Source organism: Thalassomonas sp. RHCl1, assembly GCF_947387555.1.
GTDB lineage: Bacteria > Pseudomonadota > Gammaproteobacteria > Enterobacterales > Alteromonadaceae > Thalassomonas.
Genome location: NZ_CANDNZ010000026.1, coordinates 1 through 16515 on the forward strand (window position 1 = coordinate 1; position 16515 = coordinate 16515).

Consider the following 16515-nt stretch of genomic DNA (forward strand, 5'->3'; position numbering starts at 1 on the left):
ATTTGATTGATCTTGCTTGATAACTTTTTCAATCATGGCACATTACGATGCCTTTGCGGAGTGACCATCTCAAGCATCCACAAGCTGATCTCTTTAAACTTGAATATGGGGTTACTAATAAGTTTTCAATTAATTAGAAAATATATGGAAAAATGTTCACTGCTAATGTCAGCAGTATGCACTACCCCGACAGTAGAGTTATATTGAGAGTTAGTAGAAAACTACCTGTTAACATCCGGGAAAATACGGTTTACGGCATGCTTGGCAAGCTGCTGCATCAGGAGACACAGCAGCTTGGCTTCTTTTAGCCGTTATGCCGGGTTTATTCCTCCGTTATTTTGCTTGCCTGCTTAGGTGTGATGGTAAGCCCATCTTGATTTACCCTAATACTGATCTTTTGCCCGATGGCGAAGCCGGCCAACTTTAGCCACTTTCCCCTGAGCACAATGCAAGGTTCAAGCTTTACCGGCACATAGTTAATCCCTATGCCGCGGGTTTTCGAAGCCGTGCAACAAACGGTTTCCTGTACGGTAAGTTGCCGATAAATAGGATATTTTACTTTTGCCGAGCCTGGCTCTGACGTATGATGATATTCAGCCATGACTTACTCCTAGCTAGTTTGTTGTGGTTAGCGACCTCTGGGTGTGGGTGCACTCAGGGGTTGCGACTTGCGTTGTTGCCTAAAGGGCAACAGCTGGTGAATTAACAATCTGGAATGGGGGCTCTCCTTAATTGGATGGATCGCACTATTAAATAAAGCCCTTATAACGGGATAAATCAATAATAAGTGGCTTTTTATTTTGAAAGCCATTTGAGGGAGAAGATCATAGGTAAGCTTCTCTATTTATTAGGAAATATATCGCTGATTATTTACTGCTTATGGCAGAAATATGCACTTTTAAGCCGTTAACCTTCATGAGGGCATATCACAGGCCAGCCTGCCAATAGGGAACATACCGGGTGAAAAAATTTCAAGCCTGGGTTTTATCTGAACCTGACAGGCTGATTTAAGCGCTGCGCTGCAAGCCTGAATGTTAACAACCATCAGCGTCAGACACGTCTGACTCTCCTTAACCTGCTCAGATTTTTAAATTATTTTAACGACGGCGAGAGAAGTTTAGTGGCCAGCCTGGCAAAGTTATTCTCGGGCGGGGGGATTTTCAGCCGCCTGATTAACTTGTGACAAGGCAGCCCTGACTTTTTCCACGATAGCTACCGGTGTCGCTAAATTAAAAGCCATACAATTGCCGCCAACCATTTGGGTGCTAAATTCATAAACAGCTCTCATTTTGGTATCTTTATAACCCAGGCTTTTTAATCTTGTGTCTATCGAATGCCGGGTGCCAATAACCAGGTCTATTCTTTGATTTATCAGCTTATGCAGGCTGGTATTGTACGTAGAAGAGATGTCCAGGTGCCGGTGATCTTCAAAGCCACGCTCAAGCAAATATTGATAGGCATACTCTTCCCTGGCACTTCCTATGATATATCGCTTAAGATCATCCAATTTTTTTATGTTAATGTCCCGGCGCTTTGATAATGCATAAGCATATATTCGCTCCATTGGTAAAAAAGGGCATAACCATTGAAACTTTAATTCCCGTTCTTTTGTTCTGTAGATGGAATATATCAAAACATTTTTTTTACTCAGCGCAGTTCTGTAAGCCCGGGTCCAGGGATAAAGGTTAATGGTATATTCAAATCCCGCTTTATTTAAAATACGGCGAACTTTAGCTGTCGCTGTGCCGCCGATACTGCCATCGGGTAAAAGGTAACTATAAGGTTCCCAGCTTTCGGTAACGACTTCGATCGTTTCTACAGCAAAAGCAACCGCTGACATTTTCAGCAAGATACCGGTAAATAATAAGGTTTTGATTATTTTCATTTATTGTCCGGTAAGAAAACATATACCTACTAAATTATAATTGAGGATCTTTGCTAATGATGTTTAAAAGCGATTGCAATGGGGATTATGCTGCTTGCTTTGTGCTTATTTTATGGGGGTGAAAAGTTGCCTTTTATTTGCAAACACCATTGCGAGCCGGGAGATAGGAACTCCCCCGGGGCAGAGATAAGCGTTTTTTATTAAGCTTTCATGTTGGTTAACAGGTAAGTCATGATTTCATCGTCGTTTTCTATCAGTTTTTCAATAATATCAAGATGATCCCTGTTTTGGGCTAACTTCAGGTAACAGCTTCGGCCTTGTGCCAGGAGTTTTTGCTGATATTCCTTGGTTTGCCGGAAAAACTCCGGGGTATCCAACTCGGGCAACAGTAAATGCACCGGGCAGTTATGAGCCGCCGGCGCCAGCGGCAGCAATTGCGGGCTTACGCTGGCTGCAGAGGAGGGCGACATCTTGATTTCATCGTTAACAAAACTGTCCACTAACGGGCGGATGTCAAACAAGCCTGCTAGTGAAAAGATCCCTTTGAGTTTTTGCACTGCCGGCTCAGAAACATTAAATTGTTGCCAATCGGTGTGCTGCATCATAGTCACTAACTGACCGCCTGCCGAGTGTCCCACCAGGTATACCGCAGGGGCGGCGCTTTTCTCCGCTACCTTGAGTATGGCGGCCAGGGCATATTGCATTTGTCTGACGATAGACTCCATAGGCGCATTGTTCTCCCAGTCAGGCGCCATACGATAACCGGGCATATAAACCGCAAATCCCTGGTGATTAAACGGCTGTGCCAAATAGGAAAACTGTTCTTTGCTAAACCACTGCCACCAGCCGCCATGAATATAAACCACAATAGGGGCATTTTCCGGTAACGTATCGGGACGAAAGACATCTATTGAGCCGGCAAATTCAGCTTCACCGAATTCAAGTGTTGCCACGCCCCTGGCCCGGTATGACGCGCTTTTTTCCTGGGTGAAGGCTATATGGGCCGGCAGGAGTTCCTCTGTCGGTAAACGCTGTGTCCATAAGGTCGGGTTATATTGTTGATCATTTTTTTCTCTTGAAAAAGCATGCCAGAATTCGTTCATTGTTATTTCCTTCCTGTCTGTGTGATCACTGCCGCGAAGCGATTTATGACCCCTTGGCCATCAGCACCTGAGTCATGGAATTTTTGCTTGTCAGTGTTTAAGGGCTAGTATATTGTTTCAATAACTAAAGATAATTAACCAGAAAATGAAATAAATGTTCATAAAATCTGAACACAAGCGCTTGCCCTACCAAATGATGATCTTCGATGAGGTGGTGAAAACCGGCTCCTTTACCAAAGCTGCACAGGCTTTGGGTCATACCAAGTCGGCGGTGAGCCAGTATATCAGCCAGTTAGAAGCCGATTTGGGGGTGAGGTTACTGAACCGCAGTACCCGGCGCCTGAATTTGACGGTGGCAGGCCAGCAACTTGCCAAACGCAGCGAGCAGCTGGTGACTATGCTCAGCACCAGTGTCGAAGAGGTGGTGTCTCAGGTGGCGGCGCCGCAGGGGCGCCTGGCAATAACCGCCCCTTTAGCTTTTGATACCGAATTAGTGACTCCCGTGATTGCCGGATTGATGCGGGAGTACCCTAAGCTTGAGCCTGAGCTGATATTTACCGATGAGCGCCTGGATCTGTTGAGCCATAAGCTGGATTTGGCTATTTCTGTCGGTATGCAAAAAGACAGCAGTTATCATGCGATTTTATTGGGAAATATCGGCAGTATTCTGGTGGCATCTCCTGAATTTATTGCCCGCCACGGGATAATAGAGCCCGGGATGCTGCCGGCTTTACCTTTAATTATTTTGCCCTGGCAGCAGGGGAACGCTAAGGTTGAATACAAAGGCAGCAGTTTGGCTTTTCACTCGGCTGCAGCGGTTAAAATCAATACCAGCTTAGGGGCCATGAGTGCGGCAATCAATGGTTTGGGACTGGCATTGGTGCCTGAGATTTTGGTGAGTCAGGCAATCAGCGACGGCCGGTTGCAGCAAGTGTTGCCTGATTATAGCGGTGAGCACCGACAGGTTTATGCGTTGCACTCTTATCAGCAGCAATTACCTTTAGTGATCCGTTTATTTGTCGAGCGGTTAAAGTTGCGTTTTACCTCTTAGCCAAATAATGCCATCGCTATGGTTAAGCTTTTCACTGAAGAATACTGGCCGGCACCGCCTGATTCAATAGGCAATAAGGCCGGCGTTCGGTGATTTATCCTGCCGGCATTGTTGTTGAATTGAGCATACAAAAAACCGCACTAAAACAGTTCAATTTCACCAAATTCCTGCTCAGCAAATTCTTTTTCAGAGAACTTCCTTTCCGCTTTGTGGTTAGTATTCATTATTTGATGTAATTCAACATGCCAGGTCGAAAAGATATAGATACCAATAGAAAAGAGAAGTTTTTCAAAGCCTTGTTCATTATATCGATAATTTAAACGTTTTAAGACCCGCCTGGAAAGGGGAGTGATCTCCAGCAATGAAGTGTTTAACGCAGCTAAGGTTAAATTAAATTCTTGTGAAACGTATTCTTGTAATTCACGCTTTGCATCAATTGAATAGTTTTCGATGATGTAATCAATATCTTCGTTTGTCAGTTCATTGATATGGGTTGATATAGTACTCCAAAATCGATGTGGTGACATGTCAATTCCTATGAGTATCTGCTATCCCTGGATAGAAAAGTGTAGTTGAAAAATGATAAATATTTCAAAATTTGATAGCAGTTCTCCTGTTTTTAACGGCAGTATAGGCCTTAGGCAGCCGGGTGAATCAACTAAAGCTGTTTTTATGATTAACCCGGTGAACTTTAGCTGATGTATGGCTATCCAACATTGCTATTTTCACCGGTGCTTAACCTTAGCAAGACGGCGGTCAGCCAGCCATATTAAGGGGCCTGTTTATTTACCAGGCGCCCCCTTTTAAGCTTCAGGCCGGATACTTCTGTTTTTTCTTATTTGATGCGTGATAAGTAAAACAATATTCCTTGCCTTTTCACAAAGCTAATCAAAAACAGCGGCAATACATTCCACTTCAACACTGGCATTTAATGCAAGCTTATTAACGGCAAAGGCGCTTCTGGCTGGATAAGGAGGCGAGAAGTACTGGGTATATACTTGATTAAATGCTTTAAAGTCAGCAATGTCCGTTAGCATGACCGTACATTTGACCACTTGATCCATGTTATATCCATGGGCTTGCATCGTTTGTTTAATATTTTTCAGGGTCTGGTCAGCTTCGCCTTTAAAGCCGCCGCTTGCCAGCTTTTTTGTTGCCGGATCCAGGCCTATCTGGCCCGAGAGGTACAGGGTGTTTTCAACCCGGACTATCTCAGAAAAAGGTAACCGGGTCGAAGGCGCTTTCGTATTTAAAAACTCTACTGCCTTATCACTTTCTTTCGCCGCTATGGCGGGACTTAGCTGCAAGCCTGCTATAGCAGTAGCAAGCAGGCTCAGGTTTTTTAGGTTATTTTTCTTAAACATCATGTTGACGGCACCGTTTCAAATTTTGTCATTTCAGGTAAATCATCGAGCCAGGGCACTGACGAGCGGCACCAGATCTGACTCGATGGAATAAGTTCGCTTCTTTGATGCACCGACCCGACCCGGATACCGTAAATCCGGTTTGTTTTATCGGTCGAGGTTGCATAAATACTGCTGCCGCAATTGCTGCAAAAACCTTGCGCGCGCTCATTGCCGCTTTCGGCTATTTTTATATATTCTTTTGCCTGTCCCTGGCTAAAGGTTAATCCGTCGGGCTTTGATACCACCACGGTTCTAAAGGCCGCACCTGAGAGTTGCTGACAATCTATGCAGTGGCAAATAAGGACTTTTTCAGGGTCTATTTGCGCATGGTATTTCAGTTCGCCGCAGTGGCAGCCGCCGGTGATTTCCATGGTTACTCCTTTCCTTTTTCTAGGGGTTAGCGTTTAGTGTTAACTTTTAAGCACTTAAATAAGGCATGATCATTTTCGGTAACTCCAGCGAAAATTCCCCGGCATCCAAATCACAGGCAATGGCGGGGGTCAACCCGGGGTAGAGTACCTTGTCCAATAAAGTGTTAATCATCATAAAAACAACCATACCGGCTGCTTTTTCCTTATCACTTGCCGTGATCTCCTGGCTGAAGGTCAATAAAATTCCGGCAAGACGCTGGTAAATTACTTTACGGTCAACGACCTGATCCGAGTCTAATAATGCCGAATGTAGCCGGGAATTGAGATGCAAGGTTCTAAAAACGCTTTTCCGGCCGGCCAAAAATTGAAAGGTCGCTATCGACAGTTTCTCAACCGCATCTGCCAGTGAAGCATATTTTGTTTGCTCCAAGCCGCTTACCCATAATGTCAGATCATTACCAAAATCTTGATAAAGCAAGGGCAGCAATGATTCCTTATCCTTAAATCGCCGATAAAACGTGCCGACTGACACTCCCGCATGTTCGGCAAGTTCCTTAATGGTAATGTGCTCAAAAAATTTATCTTGCAGGCAAGTATGTAAAGCAGTTAACAATTTTCGCTGGGTATCCTGGCTTCTTTGCTGTTTGGGCAGAAAAACATTTTTTGTTGGCATAATGATGGCTGTGTATCGGTAAAAGTCGTTCGCTGGCCGAAATAATGCGTTTTTTTATGAAAAACAGCAATATAATAATTTGTTGGCATGAGTGCTAGCCACAATCATCTCAACGAGTTTTTTATATTGCCGTTTTTTACCTTGTCACTATTTACCTCTCGGTAAGGGGACTCGGGTTATTTCGCCTGTGCCATGTAATCAAGCGTAAGCCGGATCAAGGTCTCGGTACCGGTTTTAAAGGCTGATTCATCGGCGAAAAAGTAAGGCGAATGGTTGCTCGGTGCCTGTTTGGGATCCTGGCCAAGTGGCGTGCCGCCGAGAAAAACGAACAAGCCGGGAACCTCCTGGGCATAAAATGAAAAGTCTTCCGCACCGGTTATTTTCGGCATCATGAGCACCTTGTCCTGGCCGGCGGCTTTTTCCAAACTCGGCAACATTTGCGCCGTCAGCTCCGGGTTGTTCACGGTAACCGGGTAACCTTTGAATATTTCGACCTCGGCCTTGGCCCCTGATGCAGCGGCAATGTGCGTGGCGGTGGTCTTAATTTTATCGAATATCTGCTGGCGGTTATTCATGTCAAAGTTGCGGATGGTGCCGACCATTTCTACTTTTTCGGGCACTATGTTGCTGCGCACCCCGCCGGATATTTTGCCAAAGGAAACAATGGCCGGCTCTTTGGTAATATCGATATGGCGGCTGATGATATGATTGACTCCACTGACGATTTGCGCGGCGGCAGCAATGGGGTCAACACCGTTCCACGGCGTTGAGCCATGGGTTTGCTCGCCGTGGACGGCAATCTCAAAGCTGTCGGCACTGGCCATGGCAGGGCCGCTGCGGTAACCTATTGTTCCTGCTGGTAATTTTGAAGTGATGTGCAGGCCAAAAGCGACATCCGGCTGATGTCTTTCGAAAATACCCTGCTTTAACATCAATTCGGCGCCACCTTCTTCCCCTTTGGGGGCGCCTTCTTCAGCGGGCTGAAACACAAACATCACATTGCCGTGAAGTTGCGCTTTCATGCCCGCCAGTACTTCGGCTGTGCCCATTAACATGGCGACATGGGTGTCATGACCGCAGGCGTGCATCACACCGACATCTACACCGCGGTAATTGGTGGTTTTGGTCGACTTAAAGGGCAAGTCTGTTTTTTCGGTTACCGGCAGGGCATCCATGTCGGCCCGCAACATCACGGTAGGACCCGGTTTAGCGCCTTTTAACATCGCTACGACACCGGTATAAGCAATATTGGTTTCCACTTCCATGCCAAGGTTTTTTAAATGCGCGGCGACAATTTTGGCAGTACGGGTTTCACGGTTACCTAATTCGGGGTTTTGGTGAAAGTCGCGGCGCCATTCGATCACCTTGCTTTCGACACTTTTCAGTAAATCAGCCGTTTGCGCCGGGGCGGCGTGGCCACTGCCTGATACTAATAAACCGAAAGTCATAGTGCTGGCTAAAATTGATTTTTTCATTATGATCCCAATATTGTTGTTTTTGTTAAATTAAATATGCATTAACACCTGCTGTAAACGACTAATGTTCTACACAGCTTTAGTGCAAACCTACCACAGCTTTTGTTGCTTCGACAATTTTGTTGCTGCTATAACCGATACCATTTTTAAAAACGACGGACATTTTGCGTATCATCGAGGCATCAGCCTTTAAGTCGCCGTCGATTAATACCATGTCGGCATTTTTTCCGCTTTCAATGGTGCCTATTTCGTTTTCACGGTTTAAATAATGTGCCGCATTCGAGGTCGATATTTTAATGGCTTGTTCTATGCTAAAACCGCTCTCTACCAGTAATTCAACCACCCGTTGGTTGGAAAAACCGGCGATCACGCCGCCATAACCTGTGGGATCTGTGCCCGCCATGAGCTTACCGCCTGCTTCGACAAATTTTTTCTCCAGCGCCATCATTTTTTTATAAACTATTGGCCAGGTGGCATTTTCCTGTTTGGCAATTTTCTCCCAACGGGCTTCATATTGATCGCGTACTTGCGGGGTCAGTGCTGCCAGGGCTTTGTCTGACGTCTTAGGCCGCCCCTGGGTAAAGGTTTCAAAGACAGTTAGCGTCGAGGTCAGGGTGACATTTTTACTCACCAAAAAGGCGATCAGTTCATTGACTTGGTCTGATTCAATGTCTAAATCGACTAAAGACTGGTGTACCCCTGTTTTGGGGCATAAATCTTTCTTTTTGTCTTTAACAAAATCGGTTGCGGCAAAAAAACCATGTTCGAGGTTATCTATGCCTAATTCTGCTGCTTCCCTGTAGGTAATCGAGCATAAATGTGCGGTAACCTTGTGATCACGCTTATGCGCCTGCTTGATCACCTCGGCTAATTCATCCCGGCGAATGTGCATATAGGCCTTGTAGGAAGTCACGCCTTCTGACATCCAGTATTGCATCATGGTTTTGGCATTTTCCGCATCCCGCAGCGGCTTAATTTTTAAAATAGGCAGACCCGGGCCATTGAGGTAGGGGGCAGTAACGTCAATATCCGGGCCTATGGTTTCACCCTTTTTGATCGCATCCCTTAAATTTAAATCGGCATAAGGGGCTGTGGTGCCTGCGGTTCTGATGGTGGTTGCCCCTCCGGCGAGATACAGACGCGGAAAGCTGTATAACATCTCGGTATAGTTTGCCTTACCGGTTGGGTAAAACATGTGCTCATGCATCATCACTAGACCCGGGATCAAGGTTTTTCCCCGACCATCAATAGCTGTGATCCCCTCAGGTATAACGACTTCGTTGCTATGGCCTACCTTGCGTATGGTGCCGCCTGCCAACAACACGGTTTGATTGCGCCGGGTCGGCTCTCCAGAGCCATCAATAAGGGTGACGTTTTTAATCGCGATTTTATCCTCTTGATATTCGATAAAATCGCTGTCTTTACCGTGGCTTGGCTGTATCACGAAAGCGGCGAGCAAGCAGGTTAATGTGAATATTTTGCTGGCTGACAGGTGGTTTTTCATAGGCTGTTGGTCTGTTATCTGCGTCTGGCTTTGCTGCAATACTAATCAGTGCAGAATGAAATGTAAATACAGATTCACATTTTTATTCGGCAATATAATTCAGCTCTCAAGCGGGTAGCTGTTTGCTTACTAAGAGGAAAAGAAAGGAATAACAAGCTGATAGCGGTTATAGGTGATGCTTATAACCGCTACTTTTCTGTTGATATGGTGTTATTAGCCGGGGAAGCCGCGAGATAGCCGATAAGGGCAGTTAAAGGTTCAAGCCTGGTTTTTTACTTTGGTAACCAGTTTTTTCAGCCAGCCGTCTGCCATGGCGGGTTTATAGACCAAACTGTATGCTTCCTGATAATGATATTTAAAATCAACGAGCTCTATTGTTTTGAGCGCTGTTGATGTGATGACGAAATCTGGCACGTAGGCAATTGCCTGGCCCTGGCTTACTATGGATAACAGCGAACTGAAATCGTCGGTGCGAAAGGCGATGTTACGGGGAAATTGCTGATCAGGCCAGCCGTCAGAGCCGATACCGCGCACAATACCGCAAAACGGCGAGCTGCTCGGACAAACGAAGGCATACGCGAGCAATTGTTTTAATGTCATTTTTCCTGTCGGGTAATGTGAAAACAGTTGATGGCCGGGAGCGGCAACCAGTTTAAAGCTGGTTGTACCCAGTAATACCGAATGTAAATCGGTCGTGTCTATATCCGCCAGGGCTTCCTTGGTTACTATCGCCAGATGGGCATGACCGGCAATGAGGCGCTTCATTGCCTGTCCTTCAAAGCGGGCATCAATATTGAGCTCGGTACTATTTTCCGGCAACAGCTTTATCAGGGGGTTAAGGCAATGATTTAATAAAACTGACGGGCCGGTGATATTCACCACTTGTTTAACCTGGTTGCCGGTAAATTCACTGCACATTTGCTCATACTCGTGTACCAGTTTGGCCGCATATTGAATGAACTTTTTCCCCTGGCTGTTGAGCTGTATATTTCGTCCGACCCGGTCAAACAATTCGGTATTTAAGGCTTGCTCGACCTTTTTTAAGGTTTTCGATAGGGCGCCCGGAGTCAGATTCAAATCATGGGCACTGGTTTGAATGTTTTGGCTGTGGGCCAGGTGGATCACTTTGCGTAAATCTTCCAAATGCACTTAATTCGTTTCCAAATGGTAAATGATGTCGTCAATTTTTTCGATTATAACTCAACAATTAATCTTCTAGTATAGTAAGTGGTACCGGGCGAGTTGTTTGCTGACGTTTTGTTATAAAACCAGGCTAAGCCGATATCACCTGAATTTTTTACCAACACCTTAACAAGGTTGAAATATCCGGAGTTTGAATGACAGTTAATTATTACCGGCAAAAGCTTTCTGCTATGATGTTTGCTTTACTCATACTTGCCACTTTTACCTGCTTGATGGGCACTCCTTTGCTTGCACATGCGCAAGCCGAACATGGCGATCATGCCTTAATAGGCTCGCATGGTATGGTGCTGATTTATGATCAGCAAGAGGGGATCTTTGCCAGCCACTTGCCTTTATACCGTAGCCCGCATAACTACCAAATCATTTACAAAGTTGAAGTCTCAGAGCATAAGATGATCCGTGAGTTGCTGACAGCAGGCATGGTAACTGTGTTGCCAACAAACTTTGACTTGAATAAGTTAATCAGCGGAGAAGCCTTTTCGGTTGAAGCGCAATTTTTTCAGGGACATTTTGAGCGCGGCGGTGAGGTAAAAAATACCGGCAAAATCAGCTTTACCAAGCCGGTGCTGGTAAAAAAAGTCACGAAAGAACATTCGCAGGCGGCAAGCTTTTATACTGCTGCAATCAGCAAAACTAAGGCAATTGTTGCCCATAAAATTCAGCATCCCCCTTCTTTTGATGCCCTGGCTTTTATGGCATTGCCGGGCAAAGCTGCAGCGGAAACTAATGATGTCATCGTTTGTGATAACCCCAAAGCTTTTGACGCTGACATCATCAGCAAACAGCTGGAGCTATGTGGTATTCCCGCACCTGTTTATCTGGAAACCCGGGATTTTGAGTTATAAAAAAAGCCATGAAGTGCTTGTTGTTAAGCTTGAGGTTAGCGTGTTGCTTTCGTCCAGACTTTTAAGCTACCGATGGCGCCTGGCCGGGATTAAGATCTTAAAAACTCTGAAAGCTGGTCAATATTTTTTACCTGTAGCTGGTTATTCACCTTTTCCACCAGGTTCATTTCCAGCAGCTGATTGACAACCCGGCGGTAAACCCGCTCAGAGCAGCCAAAGCGTTCCGCTTCTTTATACACGTGGCCAAAATTGACTTTAGGTCTGGCATCGAGGAATCTTTGTTCAATATCCAGGGCGATATTGTAGATCAGCGGATGTAAGATCCGGCTGATGGTGGTCGCCATGGTTTCCTGGTATTTATAAGACAGGGATTGGCTGAGCCAGATAGCCAATTTGGGATCGCGCTGCATAAACTCGGTGAGCAGGGCTGCCGGCAACACCTTGGCTTCAATGGCTTCGTTGGCCCTGACGTCAAACTGACAGCGGGTGTCGGTCAGCAGCTCAACATCGCCAAGCAAGCTGTTATCGGCACTGAACAGGCCTAAACTGAAATGCCGGCCATTATCTGCGGTATAACCTACCGAGAACTGGCCCGTTTCGAGCCAATATAGTTCCGTAATTTCCTGCCCCTGCCTCAATAAATAGTCGTCTACCTGAAACGGTTTGCTTTTAAGATCTTGTTTTTTTATCAGCTGGCAAAACAATTCATATCCTTGCGCAGCTAATTCACTGAGTGTATCCAATAGTGACCCTACAACTGAAATTAAGTATTTTTATCCGATCCGGACATTTGTCCTGATAGTTTTGAATGGATAGGGGTAATATAGAGAATAATCAGTAGTGATACCAGTAGCTTTTCTCCATTGAAGCCCCTGTAGTTTCTTCCGTTATCATTTTATTGGTTGAATGTCATAAGCAATATCAGGTAGAGGTCTATGAATTATTTTAATGTGCCAAAAATCGATCTACATTGTCACCTTGATGGCAGCGTTCGCCCGCAAACCATTATTGAGCTTGCCCGGCTACAGGGCTTATCCTTGCCCAGCGAAGACATCGATGAAATTAAAGCATTAATGGTGGCCCCTGAAACCTGTCCAAACCTTGACGAGTACCTGAGCCGCTTTGAGCTGCCGCTTTCTGTGATGCAGACGCAAGAGGCTATTGAGCGTATTTCCTATGAGGTGTTTGAAGATGCCGCCAAAGAAAACGTTAAATATCTGGAAGTGCGTTTTGGTCCCCAGTTGCACCAGCAACAAGGGCTGACATTCAAGCAAATTATCGACAGTGCTGTAAAGGGGATGAGAAAAGCCGAAAAGCTCTATGACATTCACGGCAACTATATTCTGTCGATATTAAGAACCTTTGCCAAAGACAAGATCAACGACATTATCGATGCCGGGGCAAAACACCTCAATGACGGTGTGGTGGCCTTTGATTTAGCCGGCAGCGAGTTGCCGGGCTTTTGTCATGAATTTATCCCTTATGCCCAATATGCCATTGAAAAGGGCTACCGGGTGACCATCCATGCCGGAGAGCAGGGCAGTGGCCAGAATGTGCATGATGCGGTGTCGCTTTTAGGAGCCGAGCGTATCGGCCACGGTATTCATATCAAAGGTCACCAGCAAGCTTATGATCTGGTAAAAAACCAGGCCATTGCTTTGGAAACCTGTCCTAGCAGCAATGTCCAGACCAAGGCGGTAGATGCCCTGAGTGATCACCCGGTTAAAGCTTTCCATAAAGATGGCGTATTGATCACCATCAATACCGATAACCGTACGGTTTCCAACACTACTATGACCGATGAGGTACGTAAGGTTGTCGAGGAGTTTAATTTAAGCCAGCAAGAGTATTTTGATATTTATAAGGTCAGCGTTGAGCATTCTTTTGCTTCCGAGGCGGTGAAGCAGCATTTGTTAAGTTTTGCCCCTTAGGGTATTGCTGAGCCGGCTTGGGTTTTAATGTTTATGACAAAGCGGCTCATGGCCTTGTGCAGCAGGGAAAAGCGGCGACCACTTTGCTTGCGCTATCGATTGAGGTGATCGCCGTTATCTTGCTATCGCCTCTGATGTGTCAGTAACCTTGTATTTTTATCAAATACTTTATACTCAACCAGGTTAACCTGGTCATTGGCAAAATACGCATTTAAGTTTTTGAGTTCTCTGATCAACTGCGTATTTGTGGCTTCTATCAAGGGAGCATATTTACCTGAGATAAAGAGTGCATTGTCTATCGAGTTCACCGCTGCCAAGAGTTTAGTAAATTCTTGTGAAATTTCAAAGAGTTTACGCTTTTGTTCCTCATCTTTTATCGCTAAGGTATTGTGGCTTGCCCAGAATTCACCAGAATAATGATTAAGGGCATTTTCCAGCTGCTTCTGTTTAGACTTTATTTCGGTAAAATTATTGTTAAGTGTCGTGTTTAGTTTGGCCAACTCTCCGATATTATTCAGGGCAGTATTCATGCGAAGCGCATCGTGCTTAATTTTGTCACTGGTAATTTCAAGCTCTTGAATATACATAGAGACATCTGCCAGGCTTTTTGCTGCGCTGTTGGCTTTAATTGCGCTTGCTCCCGAAGCAGCAGTCATTAAGGTTAAAAATACCCCCAAGTAATGTTCAACCAGTTTGTTTTTTATCGTGGTAAAAAGCGTTGATTTGACGGCTTGTGAGTCGCTGTCATCAACTGGGTTGTTAGTGCTCATATGAAATTCCTCTAATGCTTTGTAAGCCTGGTATTGGACAGGAACAGCTGGCTGTTTAAATGTTACTTAATACCTGTGTCATAGCAGGAATAAATCTCACAGTGGTTTCAAAAAAAATTCACGATAATCCTGAGTATTCACGCCGTCACGGTAAAATATTGGCCTGTACCTCCTTTCATTGATCTCCCTCAATATCCTGAAATATGCGAGCTGACTTGTCTGGACAGTAATTAAAAAAATCTATATGGTTCATGATGTTATTTACCCTCCAGTTAAAAGGAATACCTATGTTAAGGAAAATATCGCTGGCATCCATGCTGTGTATCAGTGCTTTTTCAGCCTTTGCCGGACAAAATGCCTGGCAAGACGACCATAATGTTTATCGCTACCTGAAGAGTCCTTCGGGGGAATGTAAAAATACCAAGGAAGATTGTGCTGATTTACAAGCCTATTCGGTGACACAATTTAAGAAAGCCGATGGCTTTAATGGTATGCCTTATGGTTTGGGCGGCACCACGGCAATTGATGTCGATAATAATGGCCTGGCGGATTATGATGTGGTGAAATATTCCGGCAATAAAGCCACCTACACCGCCAAGCATGCCCCTACCGCAGTAAAGCAGGGCAGCTATAGCTATTTTGTCTATTCAGGTGAAGTGATTCTGGACAATTATTCACTCACGAATAAGAAAATAGGCACCACGGCTGCCGGCGGCTGTGATATCACCACCACAGAAAAATTTCGCATCAGTACCAATAAATCACCGGCATTGGGGATTTATGTGGCACGCTTTAACCACAATACCGGGAAAGTGTCGGAGCCGGTCTTAGTGCATATGAAGTGTACCGATGATCCCCACGATAATGCCGTGATAAACCTGGACCAGGCCGGTTACGTATACGTACTGGTTTCCGGACGTTCAACATCACGCGGCAACTTTGTCTTTAAGAGTAGTGCGCCAAACAGTATCGAGAGTTTTGTCGATTATACGCCGTTGATGGATGATTATGCCGATCACTTTAAAGATTTGATCGCGGCGGCGGGGCAGAATTTTCCTCTTTCCGGCACACATTACCGCGGCATCAATTACCCTAAGATGTTCTGGATTGACGACCCGGCCTATAGCAAGAATGGTTATTTCCGCTTAATTTATACCGTTTACTGTAACTCTGGCGAAACCCAAACCTGTAAAAGTACCAGGCAGGTTTATAGCGCCAAAATGGTGGTTGACGGTAGCAAAGCAAGTATCCAGGATATCACGCCTATTGCCGCTTATAAGGGGCATTATGCTATTGCCAAGGCCAGAGGCAAGGACGTGGTGATTGCCTTCAATGTTCATCCGGGCAATAAGCTGGATGACAGAACAAACCTTTATTACATGCATTCTTTTGATGGTGGAGAAAACTGGTTCAACGCCAAAAACCAGCGAGTTTCCCTGCCGATTGTTTCCCCTGAGGGCTTAAAAACGGTGGCGGTCAGAGAATATTATGATCCGGCAACTATAGGTGGCATCGGACGACGTATCTATATGAAAGATATTGATTTCATGAGCTCAGGCATGGCTAAAAAACCGACTATTTTGTATGTCGGCAGTCTTTCCGGAGATCACCAGCCGTCAACCCTAGCCGATCATTACCTGGCCAAAGCCCGCTGGACCGGCACCAGCTGGAGCAATGTGCGTCTGGCAAACCAGGTGGATCACAATTATTCTTCCGGTATGTTGCATCCGAACGGCTCAGATTACCGGGTATTCTACCCCGACACCAGTGATGAGAAAAATAATGCCATGGCGGGGGGCGCTGCCGCTTATTTGGATACCGGCGGTACCAGTAGCAGTGTCTGGGGACGTACGCTGATCTCCAACGATGTTGTTGACCCTGAAACCGGCTCATCAAGTTATTTGTATAACCTGTGCGAATACAATTACTTTAAGTCGGTATTAAACGGCAGCAATGATTTTGTTGGTATTTTTGCCGGCGGCAACATGCATCAATATCGTGAAGGTGCGCCGATTTTTATTGTTGATCTCGCCGGTAATATCAAACGCCTGCCAACAAGCATCAATTATGTTGATGGCAATGGCGAGGTGTCCCTGGAAAACAGCGAAGCTTGTCATAATTAGTTGCACAACAATTAAAGTAAAAAAGGCCAATTACTGGCCTTTTTACTTATATTGTTAAATTAAGAAAGGTAGATGGAAAATGAAAAAAGATGCAGGGAGTCTGGTTTAGACCCCTTGTTTATTTTTCCCGGTTATCGCCGTTTACCTGGCAGAAATGCGACATCAATCTCAGGTT

At 45.3% G+C, this 16515-nt stretch carries 16 protein-coding genes; 4 read left to right on the forward strand and 12 right to left on the reverse strand.

Annotated elements, in window-relative coordinates:
- Positions 1-322 precede the first annotated feature (322 nt).
- From QL234_RS31125 to QL234_RS31135, 3 genes are all read right to left on the reverse strand, one after another.
- Positions 323-601 carry a SymE family type I addiction module toxin gene (locus tag QL234_RS31125; RefSeq protein WP_281561621.1) on the reverse strand — a complete coding sequence of 93 codons (279 nt, stop codon included), beginning with the start codon at positions 599-601 and terminating at the stop codon, positions 323-325.
- A 537-nt stretch (positions 602-1138) separates the two neighbouring features.
- Positions 1139-1885, reverse strand: coding sequence for a transporter substrate-binding domain-containing protein (locus QL234_RS31130; protein ID WP_281561622.1), 747 nt, complete (start codon positions 1883-1885; stop codon positions 1139-1141).
- 200 nt (positions 1886-2085) lie between these two features.
- The gene (locus tag QL234_RS31135) at positions 2086-2988 is read right to left on the reverse strand and encodes an alpha/beta hydrolase (protein WP_281561623.1); all 903 of its coding nucleotides are present in this window, start codon (positions 2986-2988) and stop codon (positions 2086-2088) included.
- A gap of 154 nt (positions 2989-3142) precedes the next feature.
- Here QL234_RS31135 and QL234_RS31140 point away from each other — a divergent pair, with 154 nt between their 5' ends.
- Positions 3143-4039, forward strand: coding sequence for a LysR family transcriptional regulator (locus QL234_RS31140; protein WP_281561624.1), 897 nt, complete (start codon positions 3143-3145; stop codon positions 4037-4039).
- Between the two features lie 140 nt (positions 4040-4179).
- On the opposite strand, the gene QL234_RS31145 is transcribed toward QL234_RS31140, so the two are convergent.
- The 7 genes from QL234_RS31145 to QL234_RS31175 all read right to left on the reverse strand — a co-directional run bounded on the left by QL234_RS31145 (position 4180) and on the right by QL234_RS31175 (position 10617).
- The gene (locus tag QL234_RS31145; protein WP_281561625.1) at positions 4180-4566 is read right to left on the reverse strand and encodes a hypothetical protein; all 387 of its coding nucleotides are present in this window, start codon (positions 4564-4566) and stop codon (positions 4180-4182) included.
- Between the two features lie 357 nt (positions 4567-4923).
- Positions 4924-5406, reverse strand: coding sequence for a Rid family detoxifying hydrolase (locus QL234_RS31150; protein WP_281561626.1), 483 nt, complete (start codon positions 5404-5406; stop codon positions 4924-4926).
- On the reverse strand, positions 5403-5816 hold the full coding sequence (locus QL234_RS31155) for a GFA family protein (RefSeq protein ID WP_281561627.1): 414 nt from the start codon (positions 5814-5816) through the stop codon (positions 5403-5405). The genes QL234_RS31150 and QL234_RS31155 overlap by 4 nt, the downstream gene beginning before the upstream one ends.
- Before the next feature lie 46 nt (positions 5817-5862).
- Positions 5863-6489, reverse strand: a complete 627-nt coding sequence (locus QL234_RS31160; RefSeq protein ID WP_281561628.1) for a TetR/AcrR family transcriptional regulator — start codon at positions 6487-6489, stop codon at positions 5863-5865.
- Between the two features lie 176 nt (positions 6490-6665).
- Positions 6666-7964: a M20 family metallopeptidase gene (locus QL234_RS31165; protein WP_281561629.1), complete on the reverse strand. Its 1299-nt coding sequence runs from the start codon at positions 7962-7964 to the stop codon at positions 6666-6668.
- Between the two features lie 79 nt (positions 7965-8043).
- Complete coding sequence (locus tag QL234_RS31170) at positions 8044-9468, reverse strand: amidohydrolase family protein (protein ID WP_281561630.1); 1425 nt, start codon at positions 9466-9468, stop codon at positions 8044-8046.
- A gap of 258 nt (positions 9469-9726) precedes the next feature.
- Complete coding sequence (locus QL234_RS31175; RefSeq protein WP_281561631.1) at positions 9727-10617, reverse strand: LysR family transcriptional regulator; 891 nt, start codon at positions 10615-10617, stop codon at positions 9727-9729.
- 188 nt (positions 10618-10805) lie between these two features.
- Between QL234_RS31175 and QL234_RS31180 the strand changes: the two genes are divergently transcribed.
- A complete protein-coding gene (locus QL234_RS31180; RefSeq protein WP_281561632.1) occupies positions 10806-11516 on the forward strand; it encodes a hypothetical protein in 711 nt (236 codons plus the stop codon).
- Positions 11517-11605: 89 nt separating this feature from the next.
- Here QL234_RS31180 and QL234_RS31185 read toward each other — a convergent pair whose 3' ends face one another.
- Positions 11606-12259: a Crp/Fnr family transcriptional regulator gene (locus tag QL234_RS31185; protein WP_281561633.1), complete on the reverse strand. Its 654-nt coding sequence runs from the start codon at positions 12257-12259 to the stop codon at positions 11606-11608.
- 192 nt (positions 12260-12451) lie between these two features.
- Between QL234_RS31185 and add the strand changes: the two genes are divergently transcribed.
- Positions 12452-13447: an adenosine deaminase gene (gene add / locus QL234_RS31190; protein WP_281561634.1), complete on the forward strand. Its 996-nt coding sequence runs from the start codon at positions 12452-12454 to the stop codon at positions 13445-13447.
- Between the two features lie 122 nt (positions 13448-13569).
- On the opposite strand, the gene QL234_RS31195 is transcribed toward add, so the two are convergent.
- Complete coding sequence (locus tag QL234_RS31195; RefSeq protein WP_281561635.1) at positions 13570-14217, reverse strand: hypothetical protein; 648 nt, start codon at positions 14215-14217, stop codon at positions 13570-13572.
- 287 nt (positions 14218-14504) lie between these two features.
- Between QL234_RS31195 and QL234_RS31200 the strand changes: the two genes are divergently transcribed.
- Positions 14505-16340, forward strand: a complete 1836-nt coding sequence (locus QL234_RS31200; RefSeq protein WP_281561636.1) for a hypothetical protein — start codon at positions 14505-14507, stop codon at positions 16338-16340.
- Positions 16341-16515: the final 175 nt, after the last annotated feature.

Excerpts from the sequence above, each read along its gene's own strand:
- QL234_RS31125 (WP_281561621.1), bottom strand. The coding sequence starts at position 601 with ATGGCTGAATATCATCATACGTCAGAGCCAGGCTCGGCAAAAGTAAAA.
- QL234_RS31130 (WP_281561622.1), bottom strand. The coding sequence starts at position 1,885 with ATGAAAATAATCAAAACCTTATTATTTACCGGTATCTTGCTGAAAATG.
- QL234_RS31135 (WP_281561623.1), bottom strand. The coding sequence starts at position 2,988 with ATGAACGAATTCTGGCATGCTTTTTCAAGAGAAAAAAATGATCAACAA.
- QL234_RS31140 (WP_281561624.1), top strand. The coding sequence starts at position 3,143 with ATGTTCATAAAATCTGAACACAAGCGCTTGCCCTACCAAATGATGATC.
- QL234_RS31145 (WP_281561625.1), bottom strand. The coding sequence starts at position 4,566 with ATGTCACCACATCGATTTTGGAGTACTATATCAACCCATATCAATGAA.
- QL234_RS31150 (WP_281561626.1), bottom strand. The coding sequence starts at position 5,406 with ATGATGTTTAAGAAAAATAACCTAAAAAACCTGAGCCTGCTTGCTACT.
- QL234_RS31155 (WP_281561627.1), bottom strand. The coding sequence starts at position 5,816 with ATGGAAATCACCGGCGGCTGCCACTGCGGCGAACTGAAATACCATGCG.
- QL234_RS31160 (WP_281561628.1), bottom strand. The coding sequence starts at position 6,489 with ATGCCAACAAAAAATGTTTTTCTGCCCAAACAGCAAAGAAGCCAGGAT.
- QL234_RS31165 (WP_281561629.1), bottom strand. The coding sequence starts at position 7,964 with ATGAAAAAATCAATTTTAGCCAGCACTATGACTTTCGGTTTATTAGTA.
- QL234_RS31170 (WP_281561630.1), bottom strand. The coding sequence starts at position 9,468 with ATGAAAAACCACCTGTCAGCCAGCAAAATATTCACATTAACCTGCTTG.
- QL234_RS31180 (WP_281561632.1), top strand. The coding sequence starts at position 10,806 with ATGACAGTTAATTATTACCGGCAAAAGCTTTCTGCTATGATGTTTGCT.
- add (WP_281561634.1), top strand. The coding sequence starts at position 12,452 with ATGAATTATTTTAATGTGCCAAAAATCGATCTACATTGTCACCTTGAT.
- QL234_RS31195 (WP_281561635.1), bottom strand. The coding sequence starts at position 14,217 with ATGAGCACTAACAACCCAGTTGATGACAGCGACTCACAAGCCGTCAAA.
- QL234_RS31200 (WP_281561636.1), top strand. The coding sequence starts at position 14,505 with ATGTTAAGGAAAATATCGCTGGCATCCATGCTGTGTATCAGTGCTTTT.